Here is a 24,487-nt window from a genome sequence, read left to right as displayed (position 1 = left end):
TAGCCTTCGCCGCAACCTTTATCTTCTGGCTCAATCAATGAGTCCTGAGCCTAGTTTCTTGCCGCGCACCGGCATCCCGGATGGGGCACAGCGGAAATCCGGGATGATCCCGGTTTCATCGAATGAGTGTTTGCCTTGCGATCCGTAGCCGAAACTCTTGCGCCTTGCGGGAAGCAGGCCAAAGCAAAGCACCATTCGATTTCTGCATGATAATAATCGGATGATTTAACGGGCCAGAGCCGCGATTGGACCTTAAGAAGCCGGTACGCACCGATCTGGAAGAAGGAGCTGCCTCGTGCCCGATACTCTCTTGATCCGGAATGTCCGCCCGGCTGGCGGCGTGGCCACGGACGTCCTTGTCCGTGACGGGCGCATCGCGGCGATCGGCGCCGGCGCCACCGGGGCCGATGCAACCTTCGATGCCGGCGGCCGATTGATGATTCCCGGCCTCGTCGAGGCCCATACCCATCTCGACAAGAGCTTCTGGGGCATGGGTTGGCACAGGCACACCGCCGGCCCCGCCTTGATCGACAAGATCGAGACCGAGCGCCGCAACCGCCGCGAATTCGGCATCGATGCCGACCGCCAGTCCGGCCGCCTCGTCGCGCAGATGGTCAGGATGGGCACCACCCATATCCGCAGCCATGTCGACATCGACACCGAAACCGGCCTGGCCGGTATCGAAGGCGTCATGGCCATGCGCGAACGCCTCAAGGACGTGATCGACGTCGAGATCGTCGCCTTCGCACAATCCGGCCTGCTCACCCGCCCCGGCACGCTCGAGCTGCTCGACCAGGCAATGGCGATGGGCGCCGAGGTCGTCGGCGGCCTCGACCCTTGCGCGGTCGACCGAGACCCGAAGGGCCATCTCGATGCGATCTTCGGCATCGCCCAGAAATACGGCCGCCCGCTCGACATCCACCTGCACGAGCGCGGCGAGATGGGCGCCTTCTCGATGGACCTGATCCTGGAACGCACCCGCGCCCTCGGCATGCAGGGCAAGGTCGCGGTCAGCCACGCCTTCTGCCTGGGCATGCCCGACGCCGACCATGTCCGGCGGCTGATCGACGAGCTGGCGCAGGAACGCATCGCGCTTGTCACGACGGCCCCCGCGTCCTCGCCGGCTCCCTCGGTCATGGCCTGCCTCAAGGCCGGCATCGTCATCGCAGGCGGCTCGGACGGCGTGCGCGACAGCTGGAACCCCTATGGCATGGGCGACATGCTGGAGCGGGCGACGCTGGTCGGCCTGCGCAACAACTTCCGTCGCGACGAGGAGATGGAGCTGGCGCTCGACGTCTGCACCTACAAGGGCGCCGCCGTGATGGGCATCGCGGATTACGGCCTCGCGGTGGGCTGCACCGCCGATTTCGTGATCCTGCCCGGCGAGACGATCTGCGAGGCCATCGTCGCACGTCCGGCTGACCGTACGGTCGTCAAGCGCGGCAGGATCGTCACCCGCCATGGTGAACTCACCCAGCCGATCGCCTGACGAATCGGCTCGTCCGAAACACCAGCGGCGCAGGCGGCCGACCGACCGCTGCGCGCGCAGCTTGCGCCTACGGCTCGCGGCCGAGCAGGCGAAGCGACTGCGCCTTGTGCTGCCGATAGAGCGGATTGCCGGGATCGGACGCGATCGCGATCTCGATCGCCGCGATCGCCTCCTCGTGCCGGCCGAGCGAGCGCAGGCTGTTGCCCTTGTGGAAAGCGAAATCATAGCGCCCCGGATCGCGCGCGAGCAGCTCGTCCATCACCGCGACGGCAGCCTCGTGCCAGCCGAGTTCGCGCAGATAATTCGACTTGTGATAGCGCAGGAACAGGGCTTCCGGTTTCTGCGCGATCCCCGCATCGAAGGCCGCCAGCGCGGCCTCCGGCTGCTTCATCGCCCGCCAGGCATAAGCGATGTGGAAGTGGAACTCGATCGCCTCGGGGGCCTGTGCGAGCAAAGCCTCGAAGACGCGGATCGCCTCCTCATTGCGCCCGAGCTCGTAGAGATAATAGCCTTTGTAATAGGTGAGGTCGGTGTCGCCGGGGTGCTGCGCGAGCGCGGCTTCGACGATGGTCAGCGCCTCCTCGTAACGCTCCGCCTTCTCCGCCTGCTTCGCCTGTCGGATCGCGGCGGCGCCCGGTCCGGTCGCCGCGCCCTCGCCGCGGAAGATCGCCAGCACACGCTCCTGCCCGAGTGCCTGCGCATGCTCCAGCGAGGATTTGCCGTCGCGGTCCCTCAGGTGCGGGTCGGCACCCGCCTCGACCAGCGCCTCGACCACGTCGCCATAGAGCCTTCCGCCATCGCCGAGGATCACGGCTTCGAGCAGCGCCGACCAGCCGAGATCGTTGGCGTGGTTCACGGGGATGCCGGCGGCCAGGCAGACCCGGACGGTGCGCAGGAAGCCCTTCTCGCTCGACGGCAGCAGCGGCGTGCCGCCGAAGCGGTTGACGCTGTTCGGGTCGGCGCCCGATGCGATGGCGAGCTTCAGGATTTCGTTGAAGCCATTCGCCCCGGCGCAGAGATAGGGCGAGAGCATGGTGACGTCGCGGGCGTTGACGTCGCTGCCCGCCGCGATCAGCCGCCGCGCCAGCGGCAGATCGTTCTTCTGGGTCGCTGCCATCAGCGCCGTGCGGCCGGCCTCGTCCTTGGCGTCCACCTTTGCTCCCGCCGCGAGGAGGCGCTCGATCAAGGCCATGTCGCCCTTGTCGGCTGCAGCGATCAGCGGCGGGTTGGCGGACGGGGCATTCATCGCTTCTTCCTGTCGGTCGACTGTGTAGCGCTCGGACGCGCGCCACGAAAGGCATGAGGGGCAATGGCGGCGCGTGTCCACCCCGTGCGATCGGGCTCTCACCGCGAATCCACGTCTTGCCGGCCTGGGCGACCGCTTCATCTCGCCGGCGCAGCCGCGCGGCCTCGATAGCCACCAGAAGGTCGTGCTCGACGGCTCGACAAGATCGCGGCGAAATCCGGCAGCGATATCGACGGCTCCGGGGAGATAGCGATGGCCCGGATCGGCCTCGAGATCGTAAAGATGAAAACTGTAACGGAGGTCGCCCGCCGCAGTTGTTTCCTTCTCCTCTCCTTCGAAAATTTGGAAATCCCAGCGATTGACCCAGCCCCGAGATCCCCGGATGCTCACAGCCATCGGAGGAATCCGATCGCGGGATTTGTCGGAGCAGCTTGCGCCGCGTCAACAACGCTAAAAGCACCACGCGATAACGTGGGCTCCCGAGATGGAGACACGAGCGTGGTCTATACCCTGATCGTCAACGGCCTGCTGCGGCTGTCCGCTTTCCTGCGCTGGACGCGGACAGGATAAGACGCCGCGAACGAATACCCTCAAGCCACGTCGTGGCAGTGGCTCCCCGCGCGAAGCTCGACATATTTCCGGCGCGTGTCCGCCGTGTTCGGCAGTCCAGCTGCCTCAAGCCAGCCAAGGAATTCTGCCGGCTTGATCGTGACGATCTCCAGCGCCCGTCCTCGTGCAAGCCAGGCATTCATCACCGCGACCGCATTGCGATGCCAGGTCTCGTAATCCGAGGGCATCTGATCCCGGTCATGTGCAAGCTCCCAGAGCTGTCGGAAGCCCTGCGGCTCGTACCACGGCATGGCCACGGTATAGGCTTCGACTGTGGGCTTCACGGGGCGCCGATCATCCGCGCGCGGCGCGGAAATTGAGAATGCTAACCGCCCGAGCGGGGATGGTCGGCTTGCGCGCAAGTAGGTGCCGATCGACCTTGGAAGTCAATCGGCGCGGTCCCTGCACACACCCTTCAGCGGCATGTGTCATGGGGCACTCGCGCTACCCCTGCGTCAAAAGATGGCGTTGACCAACGCCTGCCCGAATTTTAATAGACTTGCTTATGATCAGCACGCCTAAGAAACCGTCGCCGACGGTCGGCTTCCTGCTCCACGACGTCGCGCGCCTCCTGCGCAAGCGTTTCGAGCAGCATGCGCGCGATTCCGGATTGACGCGCTCGCAATGGCAGGTGCTGGCCTATCTCGACCAGAATGCCGGCATCCAGCAGGGCGCCCTGGCCGAATTGCTGGAGGTGGAGCCGATCACGGTCGGGCGCATCCTCGACAAGCTCGAAAGCTACGGGCTCGCGGAGCGCCGGCCGCACGCGACCGACCGGCGCATCTGGCAGCTCTACCTCACCGAGAAGGCCCAGCCGAAACTGACGGAGCTGCGCGCGCTCGGCGACGTCACGCGGGCGGAAGCCTTCAACGACATTCCGCTAGCCGAGCGCGAGCAGCTTCTCGCGACGCTCGGGCAGATGAAAGCGAATCTCACGGCCGCCTGCCAGATGCCGGTGGCTGAAAGGCAAGTCCAAAATGGATGACGCAGCCAGGAATGCGGAAGCGGCGACCGGCGAGGAGGCCGAGCCCGGCTCCTCAGGCGGCGGGGCGGAGATCCGGCCGTTCGAGCCGAAGGCCCGCGCTGAGACCACCGCAAAGGAGGCGTCGGAGACGAAGCCGGAAATGCCTGCGAAGGCCGCGCCCGGCCCCGCACCGCAGCATCGGCGCAACCGCACGCGCCGTTTGCTCTTCGCATTGCTGCCGGTCGCGCTGATCGCCGGCGGCTACCATTACGTCACCGGCGGACAGGTGATGTCGACCGACAACGCCTATGTCCAGGCCGACATCCTCGGCATCTCGACGGATGTCGCCGGCATCGTCGGCGAGATCGATGTCCGCGACAATCAGCCGGTCAAGGCCGGCGACGTGCTGTTCCGGCTCGACGACCGGCAGTTCCGCTTCGCGCTGGAGCGGGCCGACGCCCAGATCGGCGTGGTCCATAACGATCTCGAGGCCTTGAAGGCCAGCTACAAGGGCATGCAGAGCCAGATCGAGCAGGCCCATACCGACATCGCCTTCTACGAGACCAGCTTCAAGCGCCAGCAGGATCTCGCCACCAAGTCGGTCGCGTCGCAGGCGACCTTCGATCAGGCCAAGCATGATCTCGACGGCGCCCGGTTGAAGCTCGCGCAGCTCGAAAGCCAGCTCGCCGGCATCGCCGCCAACCTCAACGGCAAGCCCGGTGCGCCGGTCGAAAATCACCCGCGCTACAGGGATGCGGTCGCGGCCCGGGCCGAAGCGCAGCGCCAGCTTGGTCACACGACGGTGCGCGCGCCGATGAACGGCGTCGTCACCAACGTGCCCTCGCTGCAGAAGGGGCAATATCTGGAGGCCGCGACCAACGCCTTCAGCCTGGTCTCGACCGACCATGTCTGGATCCAGGCCAATCCGAAGGAAACCGAGCTCACCTGGGTGAAGCCCGGCCAGGAGGCGGAAGTCTATGTCGACACCTATCCCGGCGCCGTCTGGAAGGGCACGGTCGACAGCATCAGCCCGGCCTCGGCCGCGAGCTTCTCGCTGCTGCCGGCGCAGAACACCAGCGGCAACTGGGTCAAGGTCGTCCAGCGCATCGCCATGCGCGTGAAGATCGACACGCCGCCCGACCAGCCGCAATTGCGCGCCGGCATGAGTGTGACGCTCGACGTCGATACCGGCCATGCCCGCGGCCTGCCGAGCTTCGTCAGCGAGGCCGTCGGCAAGGTCAGCCACTAGGCCAGCAACAACAGCCAAAGAGGCCTGCCATGGCCAGTGCCGCTGCCCCGGCCGGGGCGCCCGTCGCCAATCGCGGCGCCATAACCGCCTGCGTGATCCTCGCGGTGATCATGCAGGCGCTCGACACCACCATCGCCAATGTCGCGCTGCCCTATATCCAGGGCAGCGTCTCGGCGAGCGCGGACCAGATCAACTGGGTCCTGACCTCCTATATCGTCGCGGCCGCGATCATGACGCCGCCCTCCGGCTTCCTGGCGGCCCGCTTCGGCCGCAAGCGCGTGCTGTCCGTGGCGATCATCGGCTTCGTCGTCGCCTCGATCCTGTGCGGTGCCGCGCAGTCCCTGACGCAGATCGTCGGCTTCCGATTGATGCAGGGCTTCTTCGGCGCCTCGCTCGTGCCGCTCTCGCAGAGCATCCTGCTCGATATCTACACGCCGGAGGAACGCGGCTCCGCCATGGCGCTGTTCGGCATATCCGTCATGGTCGGCCCGGTGCTCGGCCCCGTGCTCGGCGGCTGGCTGACCGAGAACATCTCCTGGCGCTGGGTCTTCTACATCAACCTGCCGCTCGGCATCCTGGCGCTGGCCGGCGTCTCGATCTTCGTCGCCGAGACCAAGGCGAGCGCGCTCGCCAAGCTCGACTGGACCGGCTTCGGCGCGCTCAGCATCGCGATCGGAGCGTTGCAGCTCTTCCTCGACCGCGGCGCCCAGCTCGACTGGTTCGACTCGCTGGAGATCATCGTCGAGGCGGCGGTCTGCGTCGCCGCGCTCTACATCCTCGTCGTGCACACCTTCACGGCCGAGAATTCCTTCATCAAGCCGCGGCTCTTCCTCGACCGGAACTTCAATGTCGGCCTGATCTTCATCTTCATCGTCGGCATCTGCTATCTCGCCTCGCTCGCGCTGCTGACGCCCTTCCTGCAGACGCTGCTCGGCTATCCCGTGGTGACCGCCGGCATCGTCATGGGCCCGCGCGGGCTCGGCACGATGGCCTGCATGTTCATGGTCGGCCGGCTGATCGGGAAGGTCGACACCCGTCTTCTGCTGGGCGCCGGCTTCCTGGTCAGCGCCTGGGCGATGTACGACATGGCCGGCTGGACGCCGGACGTTTCCCAGCAGCGCATCATGCTGACCGGCTTCATCCAGGGCGGCGGGCTCGGCCTGCTCTTCGTGCCGCTGACGACGATCACCTTCGCGACGCTGCCTGCGGAATATCGCGGCGACGGCACCGGCCTCTACAATCTCTCGCGCAATATCGGCTCCAGCGTCGGCATCTCGCTGGTCAGCTATCTCCTGACCCGCAACGTGCAGGTCAACCATGCCGAGATCGCCAATTACGTGACGCCCTTCAACCGCATCTTCGAGATGCCGGCGATCAAGCATGCCTGGGATCCAACGACGCTCGCCGGACGCGCCGCGCTCGACGAGGTCATCACGCGCCAAGCGACGATCATCGCCTATGTCAACGACTTCAAGCTCTTGATGATCCTCTGCCTCGCGGCCCTGCCCTTCCTCGTCCTGCTGCGCCCGCCGCGCCGGCAAGCAGCCGTTCCGGCCGACGACCACGCCATGGTCATGGAATAGGGCAAGCCCCCCGGGCGGCCTAGCCGCCGAATGCAGGACGGCTCCGCGCGCCGGGCGATTGCAGGCGAAGGCGGCCTTCGACAGCATGCGCAAGCACGACGCGATTTCGGGAGAAGACTGTGCAGAATGCTGAGAAAATCTGGTCGATCGTCGATTCCAAGCAGGGGGACTACATCGAGCTGAGCGACCGCGTCTTCGAGATGCCGGAGCTGAACTACCGCGAGGTCAAGTCGGCCGCGGCCCATGCCGAGCAGTTGCAGCGCGAGGGATTCCGCGTCGCGACAGGCATCGCCGGATTGCCGACCGCCGTCATGGGCGAGGCCGGCGAAGACGGCCCGGTGATCGCCATCCTCGGCGAATACGACGCGCTGCCGGAGCTGTCGCAGGCTCCCGGCGTCTCAGAGCATCAGCCCCTGCCGAACCAGCCCGCCGGCCATGGCTGCGGCCATAACCTGCTGGGCGCCGGCGCGATGCTGGCCGCTGCCGCGGTCAAGGATTTCCTCGCCGAGCGCGGCCTCAAGGGCCGCGTCCGCTATTATGGCTGCCCGGCGGAGGAAGGCGGCGCCGGCAAGGCCTTCATGGTCAAGGAAGGCGTCTTCGACGATGTCGACATCGCCATTTCCTGGCACCCGTCCGATTTCTCGGCGGTCACCGCGCCGATCTCCCTTGCCAACACGACGATGGATTTCGAGTTCACCGGCCGCGCGAGCCATGCCGCAGCAGCACCACATCTCGGCCGCTCGGCGCTCGATGCCGCCGAGCTAATGAATGTCGGCGTCAACTACCTGCGCGAGCACATGCCGAGCGATGCCCGCATTCACTATGCCTATCTCGATGCCGGCGGCATCGCGCCCAACGTCGTCCAGGCCAAGGCCAAGCTGCGCTATGTCGTGCGCGCGACAGAAGTCTCGCAGGTTCATGAGCTCGTCGCCCGCGTCCGCAAGATTGCCGAAGGCGCGGCATTGATGACCGAGACCACCGTCAGCGACGAGGTCGTCAGCGCGATGAGCAGCCTGCTCGCCAACACGCCGCTGGAAGATGCGATGCAGCGCAATTTCGACCGGCTCGGCCCGCCGCCCTTCGATGCGGAGGATGTCGCCTTCGCCCGTCGCATGCAGAAGACCGTGACATCGGCGCATATCGAGAGCGCCTTCCGCCGCGCGGGCCTGCCGCTCTCCGACTTCCCCCTCTGCAACACGATCGCCCCTCGCGAAGTCCCGGGGCCGCGCATGATGGGATCGACCGATGTCGGCGACGTCTCCTGGGCCGTGCCGACGGTGCAGGCGCGCGGCGCGACCTATACGATCGGCACGCCCGGGCATTCCTGGCAGTTGACCGCCCATGGGCAGTCGCCGCTGGCGCATAAGGGCATGGTCCACGTCGCCAAGGTCATGGCCGGCGTTGCCGCCGATGTGCTGGTCGAGCCGGGCTTGCTGGAGCAGGCCAAGGCCGACTTCGAGAAGCGCCTGACCCGGACGCCCTACAAGGCGCTGCTGCCGGACAGCGCCAAGCCGCCGCTTCACATGTTCTGAGCGAAATGGTTGCCGGCTCGGCCAGATATGGCCGGGCCGGCGCCAACAGTAAGACGGGTAACAGGCGGCGCTACCGTCAGGCCGCGACCGCGAAGGGATCGTCGACGCTGTGGGCCGGCTCGGTGAACCAGCGAGCGCCGTCCTCGGTCATATAGGCGATATCCTCGAGGCGAACGCCGAACTCGCCATAGATGCACATCATCGGCTCGACCGAGAAGCACATGCCGGCCTGCAGCGGCGTCCGGCTGCCCTTGACCATGAACGGCTCCTCATGGATCGCGAGGCCGAGGCCATGCCCGGTACGGTGCGGCAGGCCCGGAACCTTGTAGCCGGGGCCGTAACCGGCCGCTTCAATGACGCCGCGGGCGCCCTGGTCGACAGCCTCGCAGGGCGCACCGAGCCTGGCGGCCGCGAAGCCGGCGAGTTGCGCCCGCTTCTCCAGGTTCCAGATCTCGCGCTGACGCTCGGTCGGCTCGCCGAAGACATAGGTGCGGGTGATGTCCGAGTGATAGCCGCCCAGCCTGGTGCCCATGTCGATCAGCACCATGTCGCCATCGGCCAGCGTCTGCGGATAGGGAACGCCGTGAGGATAGGCGGTCGCTTCGCCGAATTGCGCGGCGCCGAATGTCAGGCTCATGCCGAACTTGCCATGGGCCCGGTCGAGGAAATCGACGAGCTCCGTGGTCGTCATGCCGACGCTGAGCGTGCGCGCCGCCGCGCGATGGACCGCCATGGTGACATCCATGGCCCGCTGGATCAGGGCGATCTCGGCGGCGGATTTCACCTGCCGGCAGGCCCCCGTGAGCGCAGCGCCATTGGTGAAGTCGAAGCGGTTGCCGGCCTTGCGCAAGCCGTCGACGGTATAGAAGGGTGTATCAGGATCGAGAGCGATCGAGCCGCTCTCGTAGCCGAGGCTGCGGATCGTCTCCACGACGAGCGCGGTCGGATCCTCATGCTCTTCCCAGCAGCGAACATCGTCGCCGAACTGCATGTATTCGCGCGTCTTAGGCTCCTCGAAGGCCGGGCTGAGATAGACGACCTCGCCCTCAGCCGGGATCACCGCGCCGTGCAGCCGTTCGGTCAGCTTGAGCTGGATGCCGGTAAAATAATGCAGGTTGGTCGAGGTATCGAGATAGAGGCCCTGCAAGCCCTGTTCGCGAAGCAGGCGCTGCACCTTCGCGATGCGGGCCTTGAACTCGCTGACCGCGATCGGCTCGACGCCATCGGCTTCAGCTTCGCAAGCTCGGCCTCGAAACTCGATCCACCCACCCCAAGCGTCATCGTCATATCCTTTCAGGCTTCAGCCGGGCGCAGGATATGCATTTTCGACGCGGCGAACAGGCACGCCGCCACAGCATTATTGCACAGGCCGCATGCCCGCGGCGGGCCACGAGGCAGCGGGCTACTGGCCGGCGAGATCGCCGGCCGCCTCGCAGAAATCCGACCGTGTCAGGCCGCGCCGACGCCGCCGAAGACCATGCGGCCGCGATGGAAGGTCGCGCTGCGCTCCGGCAGGCGGGCGACCGCCTCGGCCGAGCAGCTTGCCGGAACCAGCGTGAAATCGGCGGAGTCGCCAGCCTTGGGCCAGGCCCGCTCGCCCCTGTCGTCGAGCGGCAGCACGCCGCCGGTCGCGATCGCGAGCGAGCGGGACAGGCGGAACTCGTCGCTGCCGCGGTAGAGCTGCGCGTAGAGATTGGCCTTTTCGAGCATGTCGGCCCGGCCGAAGGGCGACCAGTGGTCGGTGACGCTGTCGGTGCCGGTCATCACGAAGACGCCCTTGGCGCTGAGCTGCGGCAGCGGCATCGTCGCGGCGCCAAGCGGCACGGTCGAGGCGACGCTGATGCCCTGCGCCGCCATGCGCGTGGCGGCTTCGTCGAGGGCGCCGGGCGACATCGTTGCGAGCGCGAAGCCATGGCTGATCGTGACCTTGCCGCGCAGAGCCGGATTCTTCTCGACGGTCGCGATCATGTACTGGATCGCGGCGACGCCGGCCGGGCTCGCCTCGTGCAGGTGGATATCAACGCCCTTGCCGGTGTCGAGCGCGATCTGGAACATCGCGTCGAGCGATTTCTCCATGGCGCCGTCGACATTGGTCGGGTCGAGCCCGCCGACATAGGCGACGCCCATGCCCATCGCCTCGCGCATCAGCTTGTCGACCTTCGAGAGCAGCAGCCCGTGCTGCGGGAAGGCGACGATCTCGCAAGAGAAATCGTCGCGGTGGTTCTCCAGCGCGCGCTTCAGGTGCTCGAGGCTCTTCAACCCGCTGACCGGATCGATATTGCAGTGGCTACGGGCGACCGTGGTGCCCTTCGACTGCAGCAGGGCGATGAGCTGCTCGGCATGTTCCTGCGAGTCCGGCAGCAATTGCGGGATCAGCCTCTCCTCGCGGGCGATCATGTCGAGGATCGTCTTGCCCTGCCGCGGCAGCGGCGCCTGCCAGGGGCGGCCGTAGAAGGTCTTGTCGAGATGGATGTGCATGTCGCGCATCGCCGGCAAGGCGAGTTGGCCATTGGCCTCGTAGCTCGGCACGCCCGCCGGCAGCGCGGAGCCCGCCCCATGGATCGCGGCGATCTTGCCCGCCTTGATCTCAAGGGCATAGAGCCCCGAGCGCGTGCCCGTCACGACGTCGCCCTCACGGATGAAGCCTTCCTCGAGCCGGACATTGGTCAGGAGATAGTGCTGTTCCGTGGGGATGCGCTTGCCGGCATTCGACACCGGTTTTGTGGAAGCGGGCTTGGCCGCGGTCGGCTGCGCCTTCGCAGCCCCGCCCGGAAGGCCCGCCATCATGGCGCAGGCGGTGGCGAGGCCACCCGTCCGGCCGATGAACGAACGCCTGCTCTGATGATGTGCCAGTTCCATGGTCGCCGCCTCCCTATGATGGTTGCCGACGCCATAAGCGCGAAGCCGGCGGTTTGGCAGCGATATTTGGCAATGCTGGCGATTGCGGCAGTCAATGCTGGCGTCATTCAAGCCTCCAGATGGCAATAAGCAATCAACCGCTCGGCCAGGATCGCGGTCGAGGCCGGCGCATCGTCGCGATAGTAGAGCGCGAGCTCGAAATCGGTGATCTCGGCAAACCCTTCTGCGGCACCGAGCACCCTGTGCCCGGGCAGACGGCAACTGGCAGGCAGGAGAGTCATACCCAGGCCGGCCGCCGAGGCCGCGGCGAGCGCCGCCAGACTGCCGCTGCAATAACCGATGCGCCAGCGCATCCCGAGCCTGTCGAGCGCCTGGCACAATTCGTCGCGATAGAGCCCGCCGAGCGGGAACATCGCCAGCGAGACCGGCGCCCGTTCGATCGCCGGGTGCGCAAGGCTGTCGAGCCAGAGCAGCGGCTCGCGCCTTGCCGCGCGCGGCGGCTGCCCGCGCCGCTGCTTCACCAGCACGAGGTCGAGCTCCTCGCGCTCATAGGCACTGCGCAGATCGGCGCTCAGGCCGCTGCTGACATCGAGCCGCAGATGCGGATGCTGCCGGCTGAAATCGGCGAGCAGATCGATGGTCGGCACCGCGAAATCCTCGGGCATCCCGAGGCGCAGCACGCCGTCCCGCCAGACGCCGGTCAGGGCGTCATGGGCCTCCTCGTTGAGCGCGATAATCCGCCGCGCATAGCTCAGGAGTCGCTCGCCTTCCTCGGTGAGCTGGACCTGATGCGACGAGCGCTCCAGCAGGGGACAACCCAGCAGGTCCTCGAGGCGCTTGACCTGCAGGCTGACGGTGGATTGCGACAGCGAGACCCTGTCGGCCCCGCGCGTGAAGCTCAGCGTCTCGCAGACCGCGACGAAGCTGATCAGCACCTGCGGATTGAACATCGGATAGCGATTCATGCGTTCGGCGCTCCGGGATGCACAGCTCCGCGAAGAACGTGATTATCTCGACACGCAGCGCCACCGCAACGCGCCCGCCGGCTGGCCGTCTATCGACGGCTGCAAAGGCCCCTTACTCGAACAGATCCGGGTAGTTTGCCTCAGTCTTCGGCAGGGCGCGCAGGATCTCGGTGAGGTGGTGGCGCATGGCGAGCTCGGCCTGCGCCGCATCTTGCGCATCGATGGCCGCCATGATCCGGCGATGCTGCTCGACCAGCGACAGCATCACCTCGGTGCCGGGCAGGGTCAGCTGGCAGACCCGGTCCATATGCGCCTTGATGTCCCGGATCGCCTCCCAGGCCAACGGCATGCCGACGCCCTCGGCCAGCTCGACATGGAAGAGCTCGTCATAGCGCTGGAAGGAGGCATGGTCGTCACGCCCTGCCGCCTTCTCCTGGACATCGAGGAGATCGGCGATCCTCTGCCTGCTCTGGGGCGAGAACGCCGTGCAGGCCTCGCGCACGATCGCGACCTCGACCGCCTCGCGAATGAAGCGCGCCTCCATCATCTTGCGGACGGAGAACTTGACCACGACCGTGCCGCGCTGCGGCTGCACATCGACCAGACGTGTCCGGGCGAGCGCGATCAAGGCCTCGCGCACCGGCTGGCGCGAGACGCCGTATTTCAGCGCGATTTCCTGCTCCGACAGGCGTGTGCCCGGCGGCAATTCGAGCGCGATGATCGCCCGGCGCAGTTCGGCTTCGACACGTCCGGCCGCCGAAGCGCCCGTGAAAACGGCGGGAGACGCCAACGAAAGGCTCAAGTCAAAATCCCCCAGGGCCTGTTGCGTACCATACGACGACATACTACCATACAATCACTGCCGCAACCGAATGCGGGGGCGGGCAGCAAGCTTACGTTCGATGCGCCAGCGAACAAGCCGGGAAACGGCGGGGCGCTCGAAACCACGGGAGAACGCACCATGACCGCACGCCGCAGATTCCTTGCCTATACCGCCGCGCTGGCCCTCTCGGCCGCAGCGGCAACATCGGCCCTCGCCCAGAGCGTGACGCTGCGCTCGGCCGATATTCACCCGACCGACTACCCGACCGTCGAGGCCGTCCGCTATCTCGGCAAGCTGCTCGAGGAGCGCACCCAGGGCCGCGTCAAGATCAACGTCTTCCACTCGGCCCAGCTCGGCCAGGAGAAAGACACGATCGACCAGACCCGTTTCGGCGTCATCGACATCAACCGCATCAACATGGCGCCGTTCAACAACCTGATCCCGGCGACCAACATCCCGTCCCTGCCCTTCATCTTCCGCTCGGTCGACCACATGCGGAAGGCGATGGACGGGCCGATCGGCGACAACCTGCTCAAGGAATTCGAGAAGCACGACTTGATCGGCCTGGCGCTCTACGATTCCGGCTCGCGCTCCTTCTATAATTCCAAGCGACCGATCAACACGCCGGCCGACATGAAGGGCCTGAAGATCCGTGTCCAGCAGTCGGACATGTTCGTGGCGCTGGTCTCGGCGCTCGGCGCCAACGCCACGCCGATGCCTTTCGGCGAAGTCTATTCCGCGCTCCAGACCGGCGTGATCGACGGCGCCGAGAACAACTGGCCGTCCTATGAATCGACCCGGCATTTCGAGGTCTCCAAGTTCTACTCGGTGACCGAGCACTCGCTCTCGCCGGAGGCGCTGGTGATGTCGAAGAAGAGCTTCGAGAAATTCAACGCCGCCGACCAGGCGCTGATCAAGGCCGCCGCCAAGGAGTCGGTGCTGAAGATGCGCGAGCTCTGGGATGCGCGCGAGAAGGCCTCCGAGGCCAAGGTCAAGGCCGGTGGCGCCCAGATCAACACCGTCGAGAAGAAGCCCTTCATCGACGCGATGAAGCCGGTCTACGACAAGTTCGTCACCGACCCGAAGCTGAAGGACATGGTTGCCGCCATCCAGGCGGTGAAGTGAGCTGACTTGTGAGGCGGCTCTCGGGCCGCCTCGCTTTCTCCGAGCCCTCATCCTGAGGAGCGATCGCAGATCGCGTCTCGAAGGATGCTCCAGAGCGAGCTGGAAACATCCTTCGAGACGCCGCTGACGCGGCTCCTCAGGATGAGGGCTGAGCACAAGCAACCAGCCACCATTCGGGCACTTTTCATGCGCGCTTTCACGGCCTTTCTGACACGCCTCGACGCCAAGCTCTGCCTTTACGCGCTGATCACAGCCGGGACCGGCCTCGTTCTGATGACCGTGATGGTCGCCTGGGGCGTGTTCGGCCGCTATGTGCTCAACGACACGCCGATCTGGGTCGAGGCCGGATCGCTCTTCCTGATGTCCTGGTTCATCCTGCTCGGCGCCGCCGTCGGCGTGCGCGAGAGCGACCATCTCGGCTTCGAGGTCGGACTGGTGATGTCGCCGCCGCCGGTGCGCGCCGCGCTGATCGTCATCGGCGAAGGCCTCGTCTGCGCCTTCGGGCTGGCCATGCTCGGCTATGGCTGGCAGCTCGCGGCGGGCACCTGGGCCGACCGCATGCCGATCATCGGCATATCCCGTGGCTGGGACTATGTGCCGATCGCGGCTGGCGGCGCGTTGATCGCGCTGTTCGCGCTGGAAAAGCTCCTGCTCTTCGTCACCGGCGAGCAGCAGGCGCCGCTCGGCTTCGTCCATTTCGGCGAAAGCCAGGAGGCCTGAGCCATGGAACTCTGGATTCTCTTCGGCGTCTTTTCGATCCTGCTGCTGATCGGCGTGCCCGTCGCCTTCTGCCTCGGCATCGCCTCGGTCGCGACCGTCGCCTATATGGGCCTGCCGCCGGTCGTCGTCTTCCAGCAGATGAATTCCGGCATGAACGCCTTCGCCATGATGGCGATCCCGTTCTTCATCTATGCCGGCGACCTGATGATCCGCGGCGGCATCGCCGAGCGCCTGATCCAGATGGCGGCGAGCCTCGTCGGCCATCTGCGCGGCGGGCTCGGCCAGGTCAATGTCGTGACCTGCACGCTGTTCGGCGGCATCTCGGGCTCGGCCGTGGCCGATGCCTCGGCCGTCGGCGGGCTGATGATCCCGCAGATGAAGAAGCGCGGCTATGACGCCGACTACGCCGTCAATGTCACCGCGAACGCGGCGATCATCGCATTGCTGATCCCGCCCTCGCACAACATGATCATCTATTCGCTCTCGGCGGGCGGCAATCTCTCGATCGCGGACCTGTTCACGGCTGGCGTCGTGCCAGGCCTGCTGCTCTGCGTCGCCTTGATGGTCGCGGCCTGGGCGGTCGCGGTGAAGCGGGGCTATCCGCGCGAGCCCTTCCCCGGCTTCGCGACAGTCGGGCGCTATGTCGTGCTGGCGCTGCCCGGCATCCTCTTGATCGGCATCATCTTCGGCGGCGTCCGCTCCGGCGTCTTCACCGCGACGGAATCCTCCTGCGTTGCCGTCGTCTACGCCATCCTCGTCACCATCTTCGTCTATCGCCAGCTCACCTGGACGGCCTTCGTCGAGGCGACGCTGGGCGCGGTCCGCACCACGGCGATGGTGCTGCTGGTCATCGGCACGGCCGGCGCCTTCGGCTGGCTGATGGCCTTCCTGCAGGTGCCGCAGGCGACCATCGCCGCGATGAAGGCGGTCTCCGACAATCCGATCACCATCCTGCTAATGGTCAACCTGATCCTGCTGGTGCTCGGCACCTTCATGGACATGGCGCCGATGATCATCATCTGCACGCCGATCTTCCTGCCGGTGGTGAAGGCCTTCGGCGTCGATCCGATCCATTTCGGCGTGATCCTGATCCTCAACGCCGGCATCGGCCTCAACACCCCGCCGGTCGGCTCGGTGCAGTTCGTCGCCTGCGCCATCGGCCGCATCTCCATCGGCGAGTCCATGCGCACGATCTGGCCGTTCTACGGCGCCAGCGTCGCCGTGCTCCTGCTTGTCACCTATGTGCCCGGCCTGTCGCTCTGGCTGCCGCGGCTGTTCCACTGAAGGACCGATCATGACCATCGAAATTCGCCAGGTTTCGCACCCCGAGGCCGTCAAGGGCTTCGACACGGCGGAGCTGCGGCGCCACTTCCTGATCGAGACGCTGTTCGCAGCCGGCGAGATCAGGCTGACCTACAGCCATCTCGACCGCGTCATCGTCGGCGGCGCCATGCCAACGACCGGCGCGATCGTACTGCCGACGCCGAAGGCGGTCGGCACCGACGCCTTCCTGAAGCGGCGCGAGCTCGGCATCGTCAATGTCGGCGGCCCCGGCAAGGTCAGCGTCGGCGGCAAGGACTACGCGCTGGCCAAGCGCGATGCGCTCTATGTCGGCAAGGAAGCGGGCGAGGTCTCCTTCGCCAGCGACGATGCGTCGAACCCGGCAAAGTTCTACCTGCTCTCGACGCCCGCCCATGCCGCGCATCCGACCAAGGTGATCCGGGAGGCAGACGCCAAGACGATCGCGCTCGGCGAGCAGGCGACGGCCAACAAGCGCGTCATCCGCCAGTACATCATCCCCGGCGTCTGCGAGACCTGCCAGCTCGTCATGGGCGTGACCACGCTCGACGAGGGCAGCATCTGGAACACGATGCCGGCGCATGTCCATGACCGGCGCTGCGAGATCTATCTCTATTTCGACGTCCCCGCCGACGCCCGCGTCTTCCACCTGATGGGCGAGCCGCAGGAGACCCGCCACCTCGTCGTCGCCAACGAGCAGGCAATCCTATCGCCCGGCTGGTCGATCCATTCCGGTGTCGGGACGAAAGCCTATTCCTTCATCTGGGGCATGGGCGGCGACAATGTCGACTATACCGACATGGACATGGTCGCGACCGGGGACCTGCGCTGATGCGCTCACCGTTTGACTTGAGCGGCCGGACCGCGATCGTCACCGGGGCCAATACGGGCCTCGGTCAGGCGATCGCGGTCGCGCTCGCCACGGCCGGCGCCGGCATCGTCGCGGTCGGCCGCTCGAGCATGGCCGAGACGAAGGCGCTGATCGCCGCAACGGCTAAGCCCTTCCATGAGATCACCGCCGATCTCGCGACGCTGGAGCCGATCGGGCGGATCGTGGAAGAGGCCGAGACGGCGGCAAAAGCCGACGGCTCGCGGCTCGACATCCTCGTCAACAATGCCGGCATCATCCGCCGCGCCGACGCGATCGACTTCACCGAGGCCGATTGGGACGCGGTGATGGACGTGAACCTGAAATCGACCTTCTTCCTGACGCAGGGCGTGGCCAAGCGCATGCTCGCCGACGGCAAGGGCGGCAAGGTCATCAACATCGCCTCGCTGCTCTCCTTCCAGGGCGGCATCCGCATCCCCTCCTACACCGCCTCGAAAAGCGGGCTTGCCGGTCTGACGCGATTGCTCGCCTGCGAATGGGCTCAGCATGGCATCAACGTCAACGCGATCGCTCCGGGCTATTTCGTGACGAACAATACCGAGGCGCTGCGCGCCGATCCCGAGCGCAATGCCGCGATCCTCGCCCGCATCCCGGCCGGACACTGGGGCAATCCGCAGGAGCTGGGCGGCGCCGCCGTGTTCCTCGCCTCGGACGCCGCGGCCTATGTCCATGGCGTCGTCCTGCCGGTCGATGGCGGCTGGCTCGCGCGCTGAGAGAGAACCGACATGGACCGCAGGAACGAGCCTTTCGCCCATGATGCCGATCGCGCCTGGGAGCCGGCCGGCGAAGGCGTGACGCGCAAGATCCTGACCTATCGCGACGAGGTCATGATGGTCCGCGTGCGCTTCCAGGCCGGCGCGATCGGCCCGGCGCACAGCCATCCGCATATCCAGTGCTCGCTGGTCGAGAGCGGCGTCTTCGACATCACCATCTCCGGGCGCACCGTGCGCCTGAAGGCCGGCGACAGCTTCACCGTGCCGCCCGATGCGATCCACGGCGCGGTCAATATCGAAGCCGGCGTCCTCGTCGACGTCTTCACGCCGATGCGCCGGGATTTCGTGTCCTAGGGTCTGTGAAGCGGCTCCGGCGCACCGCCAGCCGCAGCCGCGTCAGCCCGGCCTGCGTTTCATGTGCCTCCCCTCGCCGGTCGGCGGGGGACCTCTGCCCTCACGCCGCGGCGCGGGTCTCGACGAGCCGGGCCAGCAGGCTCGCGCCAACCGGCAGGATGCCGTCGTCGAGGACATAGGCCGGGTTGTGCACCGGCACGGTGCCGGCATGGCCGACCCAGGCATAGGCGCCGGGAACGACGCGCAGCATATCGGCGAAATCCTCGCTGCCCATGAGCGGCTTGACCTCGGTCAACACGCCGTCGGTCCCGACGATCTCGGCGGCGACCTCGACGACGGCCTGGGTCTGCGCCTCGTGATTGACCAGCACGTCGAAGATGTTGCGGATATCGACATCGATGGTGACGCCGAAGCTCGCCGCCGTGCCGGCCGCGATCTCGCGCATGCGCTCGCGAACGAGCGCGCCGATCTCCGGCGAGAAGGTGCGGATCGTGCCCGCGAGCACCGCCTCCTCCGGGATGACGTTATAGGCCGAGCCGGCATGGACCTGCGTGATCGAGAGCACGGCGGCCTCGCGCGGGTCGGCATTGCGGCTGACGATGGTCTGCAGCGCATTGGCGAGGCTCATCGCGACCATGATCGGATCGCGTCCCATATGCGGCATGGCGCCATGGCTGCCACGGCCGGTGATCTTGATGTCGAAGAAGTCGGCGCCGGCCATGGCCGGGCCGGGAAAGATCGAGATCTGGCCAGGGTCGAGATCGGGCGAATTGTGCAAACCGTAGATCTCGTCGCAGGGGAAGCGCTCGAACAGCTTCTCCGCGATCATGCTGCGCGCGCCGCCGAGGCCTTCCTCGGCCGGCTGGAAGACGAAGACGGCCGTGCCCTTGAAGCCCCTGTTCTCCGAGAGATAACGGGCGGCACCGAGCAGCATGGTGGTGTGCCCGTCATGGCCGCAGGCATGCATCTTGCCGGCAACGGTCGAACGCCAGGGCAGATTAGTGATCTCCTGGATCGGCAGCGCATCCATGTCGGCGCGCAGGCCGATGCGCCGGCCGGGTCCGCCCGTGCCGTGAAGAATGCCGATCACACCGGTCTTGCCGATGCCGCGATGGACCTCGATGCCCCAGGCGGCGAGCTTCTCCGCGACGATATTGGAGGTCCTGACTTCCTCGAAGCCGATCTCGGGATGGGCATGGAGATCGCGGCGGATGGCGACGAGTTCGTCCGTGAAGGACTGGATCTCAGGCAGAACGGGCATGACTTCTCCAAAAGGCCGGTTGGTTCAGGCGAAGGGCTGGCCGAGGGGCGAGGTGCGCAGGCCGGGGCGCAAACGGCGCCATGGCAAGGCGGCCGGATCGACCGGCATCGGCCCCGGCGCGGCGCAGACGAGGATCGTCTCCGCGATCGGCTCGAAATCGGCGCGGAAATGCACCGAGCTCTTGTTGACCAGGATCGCTTGCTCCGTCGGTTCGATGCCGACCTGCCGGTACATCGCCTGATCGGCCATTTGCGCCTTGCGCGAGCCGACGACGATGCGGACATCGCCGATCCGCAGACAGGCGCTTGGACCAAGATTCATGCGCGAGCCCCCGTAGAACGGACCCGGCGCGACGAAGCGACCGTCGGACAGTTTCTCGACGAGGAACTCGCCGGTCAGCGGCCGGTCGCCGGGAATGCCGGATTTCGCGCCGAGCGACAGCGTGATGGTGGCGCCCTCCCCCGCAGCATGGGCAACCGCAGCAGCAGCTGGATCGACGATGACGCCGATCGCCGCGCGCCTGGCGCCTCCCTGCACAAGGGCATGAGCCATGCCCATCGTATCGGAATCGCCGCCGGCGCCGGGATTGTCCTGGGTGTCGGAGATGACGACGGGCCTTGTCGCCGTCCCCGCCAGCCGCATCGCCTCCGCCACGCCGTCCTCGGGCGAGAAGACCCGGCCCTTGAAGGCCGCTTCGCTCGCCATGACCCGGGCGAGGACGGCATCGGCCGCCCGGTCAGCCTCGGCCTGCGTCGCGCCATAGGCGAGCACGGTCGCTCCGCAATCGGGGAAATCCGCCGCCGGGAAGCCGGGCAGGAAGGAGAGCGTCGGCACGGCCGGGCCTTCGAGCGCGGCCAACTCGGCATAAATGGTGCGGCAGGGCTCCATCGCCGTCGCCTGCCAGGCGATCGGAATGAGATAGGGCACCTGGCGGAAAGCCTTGGCCGGGCGGGCCCCATTCTCGACCAGTTGCGCCAGAACCTCGGTCGCACGACTGCCGGTCAGCGCCATGTCGACATGCGGGTAGGTGCGGTAGGCGACGAGCACGTCTGCCATCGCCATCATCAGCGGCGTGACATTGCCATGCAGGTCGAGGCTGGCGACAAGCGGAACGTCCGGCCCGATCGCGGCGCGCACTCGCCGCAGCAATTCGCCTTCGCCGTCGTCATGGTTCTCGGTGACCATGGCGCCGTGCAGGTCGAGATAGACGCCGTCCAGCGGCAGCGCAGCAGTGATGCGCTCCACCAGCTCATCGGCGAGAGCCTCGAAGGCTTCAGCCGTGACGTGGGCGGAGGGGCTGGCCGCGCACCAGAGCGTGGGCACGATCTCCCAATCACGCCCGCGAGCGCTGTCGACGAAGCCGGCGGCGCCGACATTGACGTTCTTCACGGCGGCGAAGATCGCCTCGCCGCGCGCCAGCGGCGGCCAGCCGCCGCCTTGCAGGAACGCCTCCATGCCGGCCATGCTGGGCGCGAACGTGTTAGTCTCGTGCAGAAATCCGCCAAATGCGATGCGGTGCGGCATCCGTTCTCCCCCTGGGCGCCGCCGAGGTAATCACAGGCGACTGCGCTCTCCAAGGCGCAAAAGCGCCGGCCGGCCATCGGAAAATGACGGGGCCGAGGTGACTTCGCGGATCGCAAGCGAAGCCGGATTTCATTCGCCGGCTATCGCGCATTGTGCGAAAGCTGGTGACATCAGGCCCGTGACCGATTCCCGACGATGATCACACTCGACACCGACTTGTTCCTAGCCTTCAACGCAGGGGCGAATCCGAACCCCTACGTCGCTCTTTTCGCGATAGCGGTCACCCGCTTCGCAATCCTGCTGGTGCCCTGCTACATCGTCGTCCTGTGGGTCCAGGGGTCCCGGCGGCAGCGCCTTCTGGCCTTCGCGCTGGTGCTTGCTCTCGCGATCGCGCTCGTGCTGAGCTTCCTCGCCGGGCTCGCCATTTTCCGGCCACGCCCCTTCATGGTCGGCCTCGGGTACAGCCTGGTAGATCACCGGCCTAACGCCTCCTTCCCCAGCAACCACGCCCTCGTTTTCGCCGCCTGCGCCACCGTCCTCGCGCTGGTACGCCAATACAGGATCGCTTGCCTGGCGGCCGTGATCGGTCTGCTCGTCGCGTGGTCGCGCGTCTATGTCGGCGTCCATTACCCCTCCGACCTCATCGGAGGTATCATCCTGGCCGTTCCGGCAGCCATGATCGCGCTGGCGATGACCGCGCGATACGGCACAGCCGTCGTCACGGCCGTTGAAAGCTTGCAAGACAGGCTGACGGGCAGCCTGCCGAAGCGCAGCCGGCGCTAAGGGGCGGCAGCCCCGGCGCCTTCAGGCCGGCGCAGCGTAGCTCACCTGCTCGGTCGCGTTGACGGCGGTGACCTCGCCCGCTGGAGCAGCCTCGATGCCGGCGCGACGAAGCAAGCGGATCCGTCGCGGCTCGCCCGGCGCAAGATGGAACCAGTTCTGCACCGGCCGCCAATGCGGATCGACGATCTCGACCGACTGCGCGAAGCGCTGTGTCGAGAGGACGAGGTTCCAGCCTTCGCCATCGCGTTCCAATGTCGCGGCAAGACCGAGCCGGTGCTGCTCATGGCCGCGCCCGAGCGGGAAATGGAACGCCTCCGCCAGCACCTGCCCGTCCCTAGCCCGCCTGAGCACGGCCGAAGTCACGTCATGGCCGGGCGGGCCGAAGCGGTAGGCATAGGTGATGTCGAAGAAGCGGCCGATCAGGTCGAAGGCCGAGAGCGTCATCGCTCCGCGCGGCCCCAACGCGATCTCGCGCCGTGCCTGCACGACCGCGGTCGCGCCCTCGCGCCAGCAGGTCAACTCGAGATATGCGGCCAGCGGTTCGGGCCGCTCGTTCAGGGCATGCAGCGCAAGCCCGTTCACGCCCTCGTCGGTGAGGGCAAGCTGCACCGGCCGGAAGGCGCGGGCGAGCCCGTGCCAGGCCGATTTCGGTTCGCCATCGCTGGCGATCACGCCCCAGCCAGCACCGGGCCGGAGGTCCTGCAGCAGCCAGACCAGCGCGCCTGATGTCGGCGAGCCCGGCCGGCGCCATTCGGCGAAGGCGGCCTCCATCACCTCCGGCACGGTCGCGCGCGACAGGGCGAAATAGCGCTCCGGGTCCTCGCGGCGCAGCCTGGCCGGATCGAGCCCGTACAGCAGCTCGAGATAATGGTCGCGCACATCCTCGAAATCCCAGGAGGCGCCGGCATCGCGCGGCACGCCGCGCTTCCAGTCGGGGTGATGCGTAATCGCGGGCGGCCGCCCGCTCCGCAGAGAGACCACCTCCGGCACATTGGCGAAGGCGAGGCTTTCCGCCGCGAAGCGCAGTTCGGCCCGGCGCGCATCATCGAGATCGCGTAGATAGGCGCCGACCCCGTAATAATGCGCCACGCCCTTGTTCGTAGTGAAGGGCAGCTCCCCGCCCGAAGGCGAGTTCGGCACATAGGCGATGTCGGGGCGCAAACGTGCGACCGCCTCCGGCAGGATCTCGTCGAAGACCGGACCGGACCAGGCCTCGGGCGGCGCACCGAGCATCGCCGCCTGCTGGAAGACCTCGCTGCCGCCGCAGAGCACGGCGAGGCTGGGCGACGCTTGCGTCCTCGAAAGCAGCGCTTCGGCTTCGGTCCGAACCGCATCGCGAAAATCCGCGTCGCCCTGCGGATAGTCGAAATTGGCCAGCATCATTTCCTGCCAGACCAGGATGCCGAGTTCGTCGCAGAGCGCGAAGAAGGCGTCGTCCTCATAGGTCATGACGCCGGGCAGGCGGATCATGTTCATGCCGGCCTCGCGTGCGAGCCGAAGCCAGGGCTCGTAGGCCTCGCGGCCACAGGCCAGCGTCGCGACATCCGCATTCGACCAGCAGGCGCCGCGGCAGAACACCGGGACATCGTTGACGATCAGCCCGAAACCGGCGCCGTCCGCTCCACGATCGACCGCAAGTGAGCGGAAGCCGATACGCCCGAGATCGATGGTTTCGCCATCGGTGACGAGCGTCAGTTCATGCAGAGCCGGCTCGCCATGGGTATGCGGGAACCACGGCGCGATGCCGGGCAGGACGAGCTGGCCGACCAGCCGCTCGCCCTCAATCTGCAGGATAGCTTCGCTGCCGGCGCATTGCATCAGCGCGCTCTTGGGATGGGTCGTGCCATCGCCCAGCGTGACGGCAAGCGCCACGGTGCCGGCGCCGCCTTCATAGGATGTCCGCAGGTCGATGCCGGCGATATCAGTTCCGCCCTTGTCCCGCGCGATCCCGAGCACCGGCCGATACGGCCCGGTCGGCAGGCCCGGCGGGCACCAGCCGGGCACCGAGCCGAGCGCGCTGGTGCGGAACCAGCGCAATCCGTTCGGCTGGATCATCGCCGGCCGCCAGCGCGAGCGACGCGGGGCGGCAGCGAGCCGCGGCGCCAGCGCCCGGAAGCACAGGGCGATCTCTGTGCCGGCCGGGCAATCGGCAGGTAGTTCGACCGCAGCGAACATCGAATGGCTTTCGGCCAGCTGGACACCATCGATCCAGATCTCGGTGACCGTCGCCAGCCCCTCGAAGCGCAAGCGCCCGCTCAGCGGCTCCGCCAGCCGCATGCGATACCAGTGATCCTGCTGGCCGATCGCGGCAGCGCTTGCATCGTCGAGGCGGCCGATGGAGCGCAAAGTTCCTGCAACCGTGCCGGGAACGGTGGCAGCCTGCCAACCGTCATCCGGCAAATCCGCTGGCGCCGCGACGGCATCAGCCGGCGTCGCGAGCCAGGACCAGCCTGCGAGCGGCCTAACCCGCTCCCGATCGCGCGTGACGATACGGGCCATA

The 24,487-nt window shown here is 66.8% G+C and carries 21 protein-coding genes; 12 read left to right on the top strand and 9 right to left on the bottom strand.

The window, feature by feature from the left end; genetic code table 11:
• Positions 1 to 295 precede the first annotated feature (295 nt).
• The gene (locus tag Q0Q02_RS14495) at positions 296 to 1,489 is read left to right on the top strand and encodes an amidohydrolase family protein (protein ID WP_293810451.1); all 1,194 of its coding nucleotides are present in this window, start codon (positions 296 to 298) and stop codon (positions 1,487 to 1,489) included.
• Positions 1,490 to 1,556: 67 nt separating this feature from the next.
• Here the strand turns inward: Q0Q02_RS14495 and Q0Q02_RS14490 are convergent, their stop codons facing one another.
• Positions 1,557 to 2,735, bottom strand: a complete 1,179-nt coding sequence (locus tag Q0Q02_RS14490) for a tetratricopeptide repeat protein (protein ID WP_293810450.1) — start codon at positions 2,733 to 2,735, stop codon at positions 1,557 to 1,559.
• A 590-nt stretch (positions 2,736 to 3,325) separates the two neighbouring features.
• On the bottom strand, positions 3,326 to 3,628 hold the full coding sequence (locus Q0Q02_RS14485) for a hypothetical protein (protein WP_293810449.1): 303 nt from the start codon (positions 3,626 to 3,628) through the stop codon (positions 3,326 to 3,328).
• A 221-nt stretch (positions 3,629 to 3,849) separates the two neighbouring features.
• On the opposite strand from Q0Q02_RS14485, the gene Q0Q02_RS14480 reads away from it, so the two are divergent.
• From Q0Q02_RS14480 to Q0Q02_RS14465, 4 genes are all read left to right on the top strand, one after another.
• The gene (locus Q0Q02_RS14480) at positions 3,850 to 4,329 is read left to right on the top strand and encodes a MarR family transcriptional regulator (protein ID WP_293810448.1); all 480 of its coding nucleotides are present in this window, start codon (positions 3,850 to 3,852) and stop codon (positions 4,327 to 4,329) included.
• Positions 4,322 to 5,557 (top strand): HlyD family secretion protein, encoded by a 1,236-nt coding sequence (locus tag Q0Q02_RS14475; protein ID WP_293810447.1) that lies wholly within the window; start codon positions 4,322 to 4,324, stop codon positions 5,555 to 5,557. Before Q0Q02_RS14480 ends, Q0Q02_RS14475 begins: the two co-directional genes overlap by 8 nt.
• Before the next feature lie 29 nt (positions 5,558 to 5,586).
• Positions 5,587 to 7,140, top strand: a complete 1,554-nt coding sequence (locus Q0Q02_RS14470; RefSeq protein WP_293810446.1) for a DHA2 family efflux MFS transporter permease subunit — start codon at positions 5,587 to 5,589, stop codon at positions 7,138 to 7,140.
• Positions 7,141 to 7,259: 119 nt separating this feature from the next.
• Entirely contained in the window at positions 7,260 to 8,672 is a 1,413-nt protein-coding gene (locus tag Q0Q02_RS14465; RefSeq protein WP_293810445.1) for a M20 family metallopeptidase, read from the top strand.
• A gap of 76 nt (positions 8,673 to 8,748) precedes the next feature.
• On the opposite strand, the gene Q0Q02_RS14460 is transcribed toward Q0Q02_RS14465, so the two are convergent.
• From Q0Q02_RS14460 to Q0Q02_RS14445, 4 genes are all read right to left on the bottom strand, one after another.
• A complete protein-coding gene (locus tag Q0Q02_RS14460) occupies positions 8,749 to 9,846 on the bottom strand; it encodes a Xaa-Pro peptidase family protein (RefSeq protein WP_293810444.1) in 1,098 nt (365 codons plus the stop codon).
• 275 nt (positions 9,847 to 10,121) lie between these two features.
• On the bottom strand, positions 10,122 to 11,531 hold the full coding sequence (locus Q0Q02_RS14455; RefSeq protein WP_293810443.1) for an amidohydrolase family protein: 1,410 nt from the start codon (positions 11,529 to 11,531) through the stop codon (positions 10,122 to 10,124).
• 107 nt (positions 11,532 to 11,638) lie between these two features.
• The gene (locus Q0Q02_RS14450) at positions 11,639 to 12,496 is read right to left on the bottom strand and encodes a LysR substrate-binding domain-containing protein (RefSeq protein WP_293810442.1); all 858 of its coding nucleotides are present in this window, start codon (positions 12,494 to 12,496) and stop codon (positions 11,639 to 11,641) included.
• Positions 12,497 to 12,608: 112 nt separating this feature from the next.
• Entirely contained in the window at positions 12,609 to 13,340 is a 732-nt protein-coding gene (locus Q0Q02_RS14445; RefSeq protein WP_293810441.1) for a GntR family transcriptional regulator, read from the bottom strand.
• Between the two features lie 117 nt (positions 13,341 to 13,457).
• Here Q0Q02_RS14445 and Q0Q02_RS14440 point away from each other — a divergent pair, with 117 nt between their 5' ends.
• The 6 genes from Q0Q02_RS14440 to Q0Q02_RS14415 all read left to right on the top strand — a co-directional run bounded on the left by Q0Q02_RS14440 (position 13,458) and on the right by Q0Q02_RS14415 (position 18,419).
• Positions 13,458 to 14,444, top strand: coding sequence for a TRAP transporter substrate-binding protein (locus tag Q0Q02_RS14440; RefSeq protein WP_293810440.1), 987 nt, complete (start codon positions 13,458 to 13,460; stop codon positions 14,442 to 14,444).
• Positions 14,445 to 14,630: 186 nt separating this feature from the next.
• The gene (locus tag Q0Q02_RS14435) at positions 14,631 to 15,164 is read left to right on the top strand and encodes a TRAP transporter small permease (protein WP_293810439.1); all 534 of its coding nucleotides are present in this window, start codon (positions 14,631 to 14,633) and stop codon (positions 15,162 to 15,164) included.
• Positions 15,165 to 15,167: 3 nt separating this feature from the next.
• Positions 15,168 to 16,448: a TRAP transporter large permease gene (locus Q0Q02_RS14430; RefSeq protein ID WP_293810438.1), complete on the top strand. Its 1,281-nt coding sequence runs from the start codon at positions 15,168 to 15,170 to the stop codon at positions 16,446 to 16,448.
• 10 nt (positions 16,449 to 16,458) lie between these two features.
• The gene (kduI, locus tag Q0Q02_RS14425) at positions 16,459 to 17,295 is read left to right on the top strand and encodes a 5-dehydro-4-deoxy-D-glucuronate isomerase (RefSeq protein ID WP_293810437.1); all 837 of its coding nucleotides are present in this window, start codon (positions 16,459 to 16,461) and stop codon (positions 17,293 to 17,295) included.
• A complete protein-coding gene (gene kduD / locus Q0Q02_RS14420) occupies positions 17,295 to 18,065 on the top strand; it encodes a 2-dehydro-3-deoxy-D-gluconate 5-dehydrogenase KduD (protein ID WP_293810436.1) in 771 nt (256 codons plus the stop codon). The genes kduI and kduD overlap by 1 nt, the downstream gene beginning before the upstream one ends.
• A 12-nt stretch (positions 18,066 to 18,077) precedes the next feature.
• Positions 18,078 to 18,419, top strand: a complete 342-nt coding sequence (locus Q0Q02_RS14415; protein ID WP_293810435.1) for a cupin domain-containing protein — start codon at positions 18,078 to 18,080, stop codon at positions 18,417 to 18,419.
• 100 nt (positions 18,420 to 18,519) lie between these two features.
• Here the strand turns inward: Q0Q02_RS14415 and Q0Q02_RS14410 are convergent, their stop codons facing one another.
• Positions 18,520 to 19,680 carry a M20 aminoacylase family protein gene (locus Q0Q02_RS14410; RefSeq protein ID WP_293810434.1) on the bottom strand — a complete coding sequence of 387 codons (1,161 nt, stop codon included), beginning with the start codon at positions 19,678 to 19,680 and terminating at the stop codon, positions 18,520 to 18,522.
• A gap of 24 nt (positions 19,681 to 19,704) precedes the next feature.
• Positions 19,705 to 21,204 (bottom strand): M81 family metallopeptidase, encoded by a 1,500-nt coding sequence (locus tag Q0Q02_RS14405; RefSeq protein WP_293810433.1) that lies wholly within the window; start codon positions 21,202 to 21,204, stop codon positions 19,705 to 19,707.
• Positions 21,205 to 21,399: 195 nt separating this feature from the next.
• Between Q0Q02_RS14405 and Q0Q02_RS14400 the strand changes: the two genes are divergently transcribed.
• On the top strand, positions 21,400 to 21,987 hold the full coding sequence (locus Q0Q02_RS14400; RefSeq protein WP_293810432.1) for an undecaprenyl-diphosphatase: 588 nt from the start codon (positions 21,400 to 21,402) through the stop codon (positions 21,985 to 21,987).
• Between the two features lie 21 nt (positions 21,988 to 22,008).
• On the opposite strand, the gene Q0Q02_RS14395 is transcribed toward Q0Q02_RS14400, so the two are convergent.
• Positions 22,009 to 24,486, bottom strand: a complete 2,478-nt coding sequence (locus tag Q0Q02_RS14395) for a glycoside hydrolase family 2 protein (RefSeq protein WP_293810431.1) — start codon at positions 24,484 to 24,486, stop codon at positions 22,009 to 22,011.
• Between the last annotated feature and the right edge of the window lies 1 nt (position 24,487).

This window comes from uncultured Allobosea sp., from assembly GCF_945956895.1.
Taxonomy (GTDB): Bacteria; Pseudomonadota; Alphaproteobacteria; order Rhizobiales; family Beijerinckiaceae; genus Allobosea.
Note: the sequence above shows the minus strand (reverse complement) of the source record. Positions and strands in the feature narration are given on the sequence as shown.

Bases quoted from the DNA above. Each gene is read 5' to 3' on its own strand.
- Q0Q02_RS14440 (WP_293810440.1), top strand. From the start codon at position 13,458: ATGACCGCACGCCGCAGATTCCTTGCCTATACCGCCGCGCTGGCCCTC.
- Q0Q02_RS14475 (WP_293810447.1), top strand. From the start codon at position 4,322: ATGGATGACGCAGCCAGGAATGCGGAAGCGGCGACCGGCGAGGAGGCC.
- Q0Q02_RS14400 (WP_293810432.1), top strand. From the start codon at position 21,400: ATGATCACACTCGACACCGACTTGTTCCTAGCCTTCAACGCAGGGGCG.
- Q0Q02_RS14435 (WP_293810439.1), top strand. From the start codon at position 14,631: ATGCGCGCTTTCACGGCCTTTCTGACACGCCTCGACGCCAAGCTCTGC.
- Q0Q02_RS14445 (WP_293810441.1), bottom strand. From the start codon at position 13,340: ATGTCGTCGTATGGTACGCAACAGGCCCTGGGGGATTTTGACTTGAGC.
- Q0Q02_RS14430 (WP_293810438.1), top strand. From the start codon at position 15,168: ATGGAACTCTGGATTCTCTTCGGCGTCTTTTCGATCCTGCTGCTGATC.
- Q0Q02_RS14395 (WP_293810431.1), bottom strand. From the start codon at position 24,486: ATGGCCCGTATCGTCACGCGCGATCGGGAGCGGGTTAGGCCGCTCGCA.
- Q0Q02_RS14470 (WP_293810446.1), top strand. From the start codon at position 5,587: ATGGCCAGTGCCGCTGCCCCGGCCGGGGCGCCCGTCGCCAATCGCGGC.
- Q0Q02_RS14450 (WP_293810442.1), bottom strand. From the start codon at position 12,496: ATGAATCGCTATCCGATGTTCAATCCGCAGGTGCTGATCAGCTTCGTC.
- Q0Q02_RS14415 (WP_293810435.1), top strand. From the start codon at position 18,078: ATGGACCGCAGGAACGAGCCTTTCGCCCATGATGCCGATCGCGCCTGG.
- Q0Q02_RS14410 (WP_293810434.1), bottom strand. From the start codon at position 19,680: ATGCCCGTTCTGCCTGAGATCCAGTCCTTCACGGACGAACTCGTCGCC.
- Q0Q02_RS14490 (WP_293810450.1), bottom strand. From the start codon at position 2,735: ATGAATGCCCCGTCCGCCAACCCGCCGCTGATCGCTGCAGCCGACAAG.
- Q0Q02_RS14480 (WP_293810448.1), top strand. From the start codon at position 3,850: ATGATCAGCACGCCTAAGAAACCGTCGCCGACGGTCGGCTTCCTGCTC.
- kduI (WP_293810437.1), top strand. From the start codon at position 16,459: ATGACCATCGAAATTCGCCAGGTTTCGCACCCCGAGGCCGTCAAGGGC.
- kduD (WP_293810436.1), top strand. From the start codon at position 17,295: ATGCGCTCACCGTTTGACTTGAGCGGCCGGACCGCGATCGTCACCGGG.
- Q0Q02_RS14405 (WP_293810433.1), bottom strand. From the start codon at position 21,204: ATGCCGCACCGCATCGCATTTGGCGGATTTCTGCACGAGACTAACACG.
- Q0Q02_RS14455 (WP_293810443.1), bottom strand. From the start codon at position 11,531: ATGGAACTGGCACATCATCAGAGCAGGCGTTCGTTCATCGGCCGGACG.